Here is a 7,320-nt window from a genome sequence, read left to right as displayed (position 1 = left end):
AGGGCGCGGATGGGCGCCGCCCGCCCCGGGCCGGCGAGGCCGGTCGGTCCGAGCGCGCCTGCGACCCGCGCGTGCGGCGCGGCCTCGCGCGCGAGACGAACGGCCGTCGCGGCGAGCGCCTCGACGCGGCCGGGGTCGACGCGCGCGGCGAGCCTCGGCGCCGCGAGGTTGAAGGTGCAGGTCAGGACGAGCCCGGCGCCGGCCGCGGCGTGCTCGGCGTGGACCTCCCGGACGGCGTCGGGGCGCGTCACGAGCCACTCCTCCGGGAGCGCCTCGAGCGGGAGCCCGCGCGCGATGAGCGCCGTCCCGAGGGCGCCGTCGAGGAGCAGCCCCGGTCCGAGCGTCGGCGTTCTCCCCCCGGCGCCACCGCGGATCACAGCGCGACCTCCTCGAGGTGCCGCGCCACCTGCGCCGGCCAGCCGAGCGCGTCCATGCGCGCCTTCGACGCGGTGAGCGCCGCGCTCTCGCCGTGCACGAGGAAGGTCCGGCGCGGCTTCGAGGGGAACGTCGCGAGCCAGCGCGAGATCTCCGCCTCGTCCGCGTGCGCGGAGAAGCCGCTGATCGTCGCCACGCGCGCCTTCACCGGCACGTCCTCGCCGTGGATCCGGACCGTGGGAGCACCATTCTGGAGCGTGGCGCCCCGCGTCCCCGCCGCCTGGAACCCGACGAGGAGGACGGTGGTCCGCGGGTCAGGGAGCCGGTGCGCGAGGTGGTGGAGGACGCGCCCGCCCGTCGCCATCCCCGAGGCGGCCAGGATGATGCACGGGACGCGGACGTCGTTCACGGCCTTCGACTGCTCCGGGCTGCGGCAGAACGTGAGCTTCGCGGGCCGCAAAGGCTCCTTGCCCGCCGCGATGAGCCTCGTCATCTCATCGTCGTGGTCGTCGCGGTGGGCGAGGAAGATCGGCGTGGCGTCGATCGCCATCGGCGAGTCCGCGAAGACCGGGAGCGCGGGGATCTCGCCGCGCGATTCGAGGTCGCGGAGCGTGAACAGCAGCTCCTGCGTGCGGCCGATCGCGAAGGCGGGCACGACGATCGCCCCGCCCGACCGGACGGCGCGGCGGATCTCCTCCGCCAGCGCCGCCGCGGCCGGGACCTCCGGGTGCCTCTTGCCGCCGTAGGTGCTCTCGAGGACGAGCGCGTCCGCGTCGGCGCCCGGCTCCGGGTCGGGGAGGATGGGCGCGCCGTAGCGTCCGAGGTCCCCGCTGAACAGGAGCCGCAGCGGCCGCGGGCCGTCGAGCTCGAGCTCCGCGAGGGCGCTGCCGAGGATGTGGCCCGCGCGGCGGAAGCGGAGCCGGACGCCCGGGGCGATCTCGCGCAGCTCGCCGTAACGGAGAGGCGACAGCACCGGGAGCGTCGCGAGGGCGTCGGCCTCCGAGTAGAGCGGCGCCGCGTTCGGGGCGTGCTTCGAGTAACCCTTCCGGTTCGCGTAGCGCGCCTCCTCTTCCTGCAGCCGACCCGAGTCGGGCAGGAGGAGGCCGGCGAGGTCGCGCGTCGCGGGCGTGCAGTGCGCGAGACCGCGGAAGCCGGAGCGCACGAGCAGGGGCAGGGCCCCGGTGTGGTCCAGGTGCGCGTGGGTGAGGACCACCGCGTCGATCGAGCCGGGAGGCACCGGCCAGGGGGCGCGGTTCCTGAGCCGCAGCTCCTTCTGGCCCTGGAAGAGGCCCGCGTCGACGAGGACCCGCACCGAGCCGGACTCCACGAGGAAGCGCGAGCCGGTCACAGTACCCGCCGCGCCGAGGAAGCGGATGGACGCCATGGTTTGCCGATTCTACAATTCATGAGGGTCGGCGCGGTGCGCCACCTGCCGGAGCGGGCGGTCGCGCCCGCCTCGCTTTCCGACGAGATCAGGCGAGCGCCGCGCGGGCTCGAGGCCGAACGAGGACAGAAGCGATGCGCCGGAAGATCCGGGTCGTCGGGGCGATGATCGAGCAGGACGGGAAGTACCTCATCACCCAGCGCCCGCCGCGCGCCTCGTTGCCGCTCCTCTGGGAGTTCCCGGGCGGGCGCGTCGAGGCCGGTGAGTCCGACCCAGCCGCGCTCGCGCGCGAGCTGCGCGAGGAGATGGCGATCGGCGTCGAGGTCGGCGATCGCGTGATCCACGTCGAGCACGCGTACGAGGGCTACGACATCGACTTCTGCGTCTACCGGTGCCGCCTCGTGACGGGGCCGATCCAGAACCTGCGCGTCCACGCCCACCGGTGGGTGCGCCCCGACGAGCTCGATCAGTACGAGTTCCCCGCGGCGGACGAGAAGACCATCGCGAAGCTGCTGGGGCTCTGAGGCGGCGGCGCCGTCCGCGTCGCGTCACGCAGCCTCCGCGCTCGGCGCGAAGCCGCCCGTCTCTCGGCCACGCGCCCGCCTGGCCGACCCTCTCGGTCTGCTGCCCTCGCCCGACCTCGGATCGGTGCGCTCCATCGTGAGGCGGCGGATTGCCCGCTCCCCCGACATGCACAGATTCCCTGCGAAGGGGGCGGGAGGCCCAGTGCCAGCGGACGACAAGAAGCCACACGGACAGCGGGGCGAGCGAGGCTCGCGCCAGGGACCGCAGACACGCGTGCCGCTCGCCTCGCCAGCGGCGTGGCTCGTGCTCATCGCGCTCGCGGTGTTCCTCTTCCGGGCGTTCCAGGACGTCGGCGTGAGGCGCATCCCGTACTCACAGTTCAAGGAGATGGTGCGCCAGAGCAGCTTCGAGCGCGTCGTGATCGGGCCGGACTGGGTCCGCGGCATCCCGAAGCCGGTGGAGGGCGGCGCCGCCGACGGCGAGAGGAGCGACAAGGGAGGTCAGGCGCTCCCGTACGTCGCGACGCGCATCCCCGGCGGCGACGACGAGCTCGTCCCGGCCATCGAGAAGGCGGGCGTGCCGTACGACGCGGTCGCCGGCGGCGGCATGGGCGACCTGTTCTGGGTCTGGGTCGCGCCCATCGCGCTCGGGCTGCTGTTCTGGGCGTGGATCATGCGGCGCATGTCCGGGCAGATGGGGCAGGGGCCGCCCGGCGTCATGGCGTTCGGCAAGACGCGCGCGCGCGTCCACATGGAGCCGGACACCGGCATCACGTTCCAGGACGTGGCCGGGATCGACGAGGCGGTGGAGGAGCTCCAGGAGATCGTCGAGTTCCTGAAGACGCCGGAGAAGTACCGGCGGCTCGGCGGCCGGATCCCGAAGGGCGTGCTGCTCGTCGGCCCGCCGGGCACGGGCAAGACGCTCCTCGCCCGCGCCACCGCCGGCGAGGCGGGCGTGCCCTTCTTCTCGCTCTCCGGCTCGGAGTTCGTGGAGATGTTCGTGGGCGTCGGCGCCGCCCGGGTGCGCGACCTCTTCGCCCAGGCGACGCAGAAGGCGCCCTGCATCGTGTTCATCGACGAGCTCGACGCGCTCGGCAAGTCGCGCAACTCGGGCGTGGTCGGCGGGCACGACGAGCGCGAGCAGACGCTGAACCAGCTCCTCGCCGAGATGGACGGGTTCGACGCGCGCGCAGGGCTCATCATCATGGGCGCCACGAACCGGCCCGAGATCCTCGACCCCGCGCTGATGCGGCCGGGCCGCTTCGACCGGCAGGTCCTCGTCGATCGCCCGGACAAGCGCGGCCGCGAGAAGATCCTCCAGATCCACGCGAAGAACGTGAAGCTCGGCGCGGACGTGGATCTCCGCTCGGTCGCGGCGCGCACGCCGGGCTTCGCCGGCGCGGACCTCGCGAACGTGGTGAACGAGGCGGCGCTGCTCGCCGCCCGGCGCAACAAGAGCGCGGTCACGCGCTCGGAGTTCGAGGAGGCGATCGAGCGCGTCGTCGCCGGGCTCGAGAAGAAGAGCCGGCGCATCAACGAGCGCGAGAAGGAGATCGTCGCGTTCCACGAGGCGGGCCACGCGCTCGTCTCCTGGATGCTGCCTTACGCGGACCGGGTGACGAAGGTCTCGATCATCCCGCGCGGCCTCGGCGCGCTCGGCTACACGCTCCAGCTGCCGATCGAGGATCGCTACCTCCTCACGCTCTCCGAGCTGCGCGACCGCATGGCCGGGCTCATGGGCGGGCGCGTCGCCGAGGAGGAGGTGTTCGGCGAGCCCTCCACCGGCGCCTCGAACGACCTGCAACAGGCGACCGGCCTCGCCCGCATGATGGTGAAGGACTACGGCATGAGCGTGGCGCTCGGGCCGATCGCGCTCAACGAGGAGCGCGCGCCGTCCTTCCTCGGCAAGGGGTTCGAGCCGCGCACCTACTCGGAGCAGACGGCGCTCGAGGTGGACCGCGAGGTGCAGTCACTCGTCGTCGAGGCGCATCAACGCGCGCAGGAGGCGGTCCGCCGCCACCGCGACAAGCTCGACGCCATGGCCGCGCGGCTCCTCACGGCGGAGGTGGTCGAGGAGGAGGAGATGACGCGGCTGTGGGGCCCCAAGGTCTTCCGGCCCGGCACGATCCACGGCCCCGGACACGCGGAGGCGCCGCCCGAGAATCCCTCGCGGCCGGTGGCGATGGCGGAGGAGCACCGCGACTCCTGGCAGGGGCCGCAGGCGGTGGCCGGCACGGCGCGCGAGGACGGAGAGTGAAGCACGCATCCGAGAGCCACGAGGCGCGCAAGGTCCTCTTCCAGACCGGCATCCGGCGCGGACACCTGTCGCTGCAGGAGATCGATCGCGCGCTCCCGCACGGGAGCCTGTCCCCGGCGGAGCGCTGGCTGCTGTTCTACAGCCTGCGCGCCGCCGGAGTGGAGATCCGCGACGCGCGCGGCGAGACCCTCGACGAGCTGCCCGGAGACCCGCCGCCGCCCTGAGCCCGCGCCCGGCGGCTCGCCGGCCCCGCCCCATGACCCCGCGGCGCACGCGCGCCGGCGGGGTATCACGCGTTTGACAGCCCCGGGCGTGTGGTTACGTTCGCGGCCGGAGGCACGACAAGGCATGTCCGATGAACGTCGCGGTCCGCCCGGCCCCGAGGCCGGCGAGCCGCAGGTGAAGGTCGTCGACAGGCGGCGGTTCCGCAGCGACGGTGCGCCCGTGGAGAACGAGGAGGGCGGGTCCGAGGAGACCTTGGGCGCGCAGGCGGCGGAGGTGCCCGCGGATCCGCGCGCCGCGCAGCTCGCCGCGCAGGAAGCCCGGATCGACGAGCTGACGCGCGCGTATGCGGCGCTCGTCGAGGACAACAAGGCGTTCCGGCAGCGACTCGAGCGCGAGCGCGCGCGCCTCGTCGAGGCCGAGCGCATCAACGTGGTGCAGGGGCTCCTCGAGGCCGCGGACGATCTCGAGCGCGCGCTGGCGGCGGCGAGCGCCGGTGAGGCCCAGGGCGACGCGTTCAAGAGCCTCGCGGAGGGGGTGCGCCTCTCGCTCGTGTCGTTGCACAAGCGCATCTCCGAGCTCGGGGCGCAGAAGATCCCCGTGCAAGGCCAGCCGTTCGACCCGCACATCGCCGAGGCGATCGACGTCATCCCCGTGGCGGACGCCGCGCAGGACGGCCTCGTGCTGCACGAGATCCGCGCGGGTTACCGCATCGGCGACCGCGTCCTTCGCCCCGCGCGGGTGCGGGTCGGGCGTCTCGCTCAGGCGTAGCATCTCGCGCGGTTCCGCGCCGGCCGCGGCGCGCGCGGCGGGAATAGATCTTCCCGCCGTACGTCTTTCGGCCGGATCAACTTTCCGAGGAGAGCAGTATGCGCCGCATCATCCGTCGAAGCCTCAGCATCACGTTCATCGCGGCTCTGCTCGCGTGCTCGCAGGACGGTCGCGCCGCGACCGAGCCGCAGCGGCCCGCCGCGGCGCCCGCTGGCCGCGAGGCGCCGCTGTTCGTGGAAGCCGCCCAGCAGAGCCCGCAGCAGCAGGCACAGATCGCCGTTCCGGCCCAGGGCTCCGTCGCGCCGCTCATCGAGAAGGTGCAGGGGGCGGTCGTGAACATCTCGACCACCACCGTCGTGAAGCACCCGCCGGTCCGCGGGATGCCGCAGTCGCCCCACGGCCGCGGGCAGGCCCCGGGCGGCCGCGGCGGCGCGCCCGGCCAGGGCGGCGGCGACGACCAGGAGTTCCAGGACTTCTTCGAGAAGTTCTTCGGCGGTCGCCCCGCGCCGCAGATGCCGGAGGAGTTCCGCGGCTCGTCGCTCGGCTCGGGGTTCCTCATCAGCCCGGACGGCTTCATCCTCACGAACAACCACGTCGTCCAGGACGCGACGGACATCCTCGTCCGGCTCACCGACGGCGGCGAGTTCAAGGCGGAGACGGTCGGGCGCGACCCCGCCACCGACGTGGCGCTCATCCGGCTCGTGAACCCGCCGAAGAACCTCCCGAACGTCGTGCTCGGCGACTCCGACGCGATCCGGCAGGGCGACTTCGTGCTCGCGCTCGGCAGCCCCTTCGGCCTGCGCAACACCGCCACGCTCGGCATCATCTCCGCGAAGCACCGCGGCCGCGAGGTGAACCCCACCGGCACGTACGACGACTTCCTCCAGACCGACGCCGCCATCAACTCCGGCAACTCGGGCGGCCCGCTCTTCAACCTCCGCGGCGAGGTCGTCGGCATCAACACCGCGATCGTGTCGCCGCAGCTCGGCTCGGGCGTCGGCTTCGCCGTCCCGATCAACCTCGCGAAGTCGATCCTCCCCCAGCTCCGCGAGAAGGGGAAGGTGACGCGCGGCTACGCGGGCGTTTCCATCACGGATCTGAGCCGCGACCTCGCGCAGGGCTTCGGGCTGCCGCCCGATCAGAAGGGCGCGCTCGTGCAGGGCGTCGTCCCGCGCGGCCCGGCGGCCAAGGCCGGCGTCCAGCCGGGCGACGTCATCGTCGCCGTGAACGGCAAGCCGGTGGCGTCGGGCAGCGATCTCACGCGCACCGTCGCGATGGTCCCGCCGGGCAGCAAGGTGGACCTGACGGTGCTCCGCGGCGGGCAGAAGAAGCAGCTCAGCTTCGCGGTGGCGCAGCGCCCCGACGACGAGGAGGCGATCGCGCGCGGCGACACGGGCGAGGAGGAGCAGAAGGGCGACAAGAGCCCGAAGCTCGGCGTCACGCTCGCCGACCTGACGCCGCAGATCGCACGCCAGCTCGGGGTCGAGCCGGGCGAAGGTGTGCTCGTGCGCGACGTGGCGGCGAGCGGCCCGGCCGCGCGCGCGGGCATCGAGCCGGGCATGATCATCGTCGAGCTGAACCGGAAGCCGGTGAAGACGGTCCAGGACGTCGCGCAGGCGATCGCCAAGATGAAGGACGGCGACGTCGCGCTCCTGCGCGTGCGCCGCGGGCAGGACCTCGCCTACGTCGCGGTGCCGGTCGGCGGCCGCCAGTAGCGAGGGCCGGCGCAGGCGAGGAGGGCCGTCCCGTCCGCGGGGCGGCCCTCTCTCTCTTCGAGCCCGGCGAGC

General features: G+C 73.5%; 7 protein-coding genes. 5 read left to right on the top strand and 2 right to left on the bottom strand.

From position 1 onward, the window contains the following. Together MNY62_RS10475 and MNY62_RS10470 are read right to left on the bottom strand one after the other, a co-directional pair. A partial coding sequence (locus tag MNY62_RS10475; RefSeq protein ID WP_242344101.1) for a homocysteine S-methyltransferase family protein occupies positions 1-377 on the bottom strand: 377 nt, incomplete at its 3' end. Beyond that, entirely contained in the window at positions 374-1,759 is a 1,386-nt protein-coding gene (locus MNY62_RS10470) for an MBL fold metallo-hydrolase RNA specificity domain-containing protein (protein WP_242344100.1), read from the bottom strand. The genes MNY62_RS10475 and MNY62_RS10470, both read right to left, overlap by 4 nt. Before the next feature lie 134 nt (positions 1,760-1,893). Between MNY62_RS10470 and MNY62_RS10465 the strand changes: the two genes are divergently transcribed. From MNY62_RS10465 to MNY62_RS10445, 5 genes are all read left to right on the top strand, one after another. After that, positions 1,894-2,283, top strand: a complete 390-nt coding sequence (locus tag MNY62_RS10465; RefSeq protein ID WP_242344099.1) for a (deoxy)nucleoside triphosphate pyrophosphohydrolase — start codon at positions 1,894-1,896, stop codon at positions 2,281-2,283. Between the two features lie 202 nt (positions 2,284-2,485). Then, the gene (gene ftsH / locus MNY62_RS10460; RefSeq protein ID WP_242344098.1) at positions 2,486-4,540 is read left to right on the top strand and encodes an ATP-dependent zinc metalloprotease FtsH; all 2,055 of its coding nucleotides are present in this window, start codon (positions 2,486-2,488) and stop codon (positions 4,538-4,540) included. Beyond that, positions 4,537-4,764, top strand: coding sequence for a hypothetical protein (locus tag MNY62_RS10455; protein ID WP_242344097.1), 228 nt, complete (start codon positions 4,537-4,539; stop codon positions 4,762-4,764). Before ftsH ends, MNY62_RS10455 begins: the two co-directional genes overlap by 4 nt. 124 nt (positions 4,765-4,888) lie before the next feature. Beyond that, positions 4,889-5,533 carry a nucleotide exchange factor GrpE gene (locus MNY62_RS10450; protein WP_242344096.1) on the top strand — a complete coding sequence of 215 codons (645 nt, stop codon included), beginning with the start codon at positions 4,889-4,891 and terminating at the stop codon, positions 5,531-5,533. A gap of 98 nt (positions 5,534-5,631) precedes the next feature. Next, on the top strand, positions 5,632-7,248 hold the full coding sequence (locus tag MNY62_RS10445) for a Do family serine endopeptidase (RefSeq protein WP_242344095.1): 1,617 nt from the start codon (positions 5,632-5,634) through the stop codon (positions 7,246-7,248). Positions 7,249-7,320: the final 72 nt, after the last annotated feature.

This window comes from Anaeromyxobacter terrae, assembly GCF_022690685.1.
Classification (GTDB): Bacteria; Myxococcota; Myxococcia; order Myxococcales; family Anaeromyxobacteraceae; genus Anaeromyxobacter; species Anaeromyxobacter terrae.
The sequence above is the reverse complement of the archived record's forward strand: the minus strand, read 5'-3'. Positions and strand labels throughout refer to the sequence as shown.

What these genes read in the sequence shown, in the direction of transcription:
- MNY62_RS10445 (WP_242344095.1), top strand. Translation starts at nt 5,632, where the DNA reads ATGCGCCGCATCATCCGTCGAAGCCTCAGCATCACGTTCATCGCGGCT.
- MNY62_RS10465 (WP_242344099.1), top strand. Translation starts at nt 1,894, where the DNA reads ATGCGCCGGAAGATCCGGGTCGTCGGGGCGATGATCGAGCAGGACGGG.
- MNY62_RS10470 (WP_242344100.1), bottom strand. Translation starts at nt 1,759, where the DNA reads ATGGCGTCCATCCGCTTCCTCGGCGCGGCGGGTACTGTGACCGGCTCG.
- MNY62_RS10450 (WP_242344096.1), top strand. Translation starts at nt 4,889, where the DNA reads ATGTCCGATGAACGTCGCGGTCCGCCCGGCCCCGAGGCCGGCGAGCCG.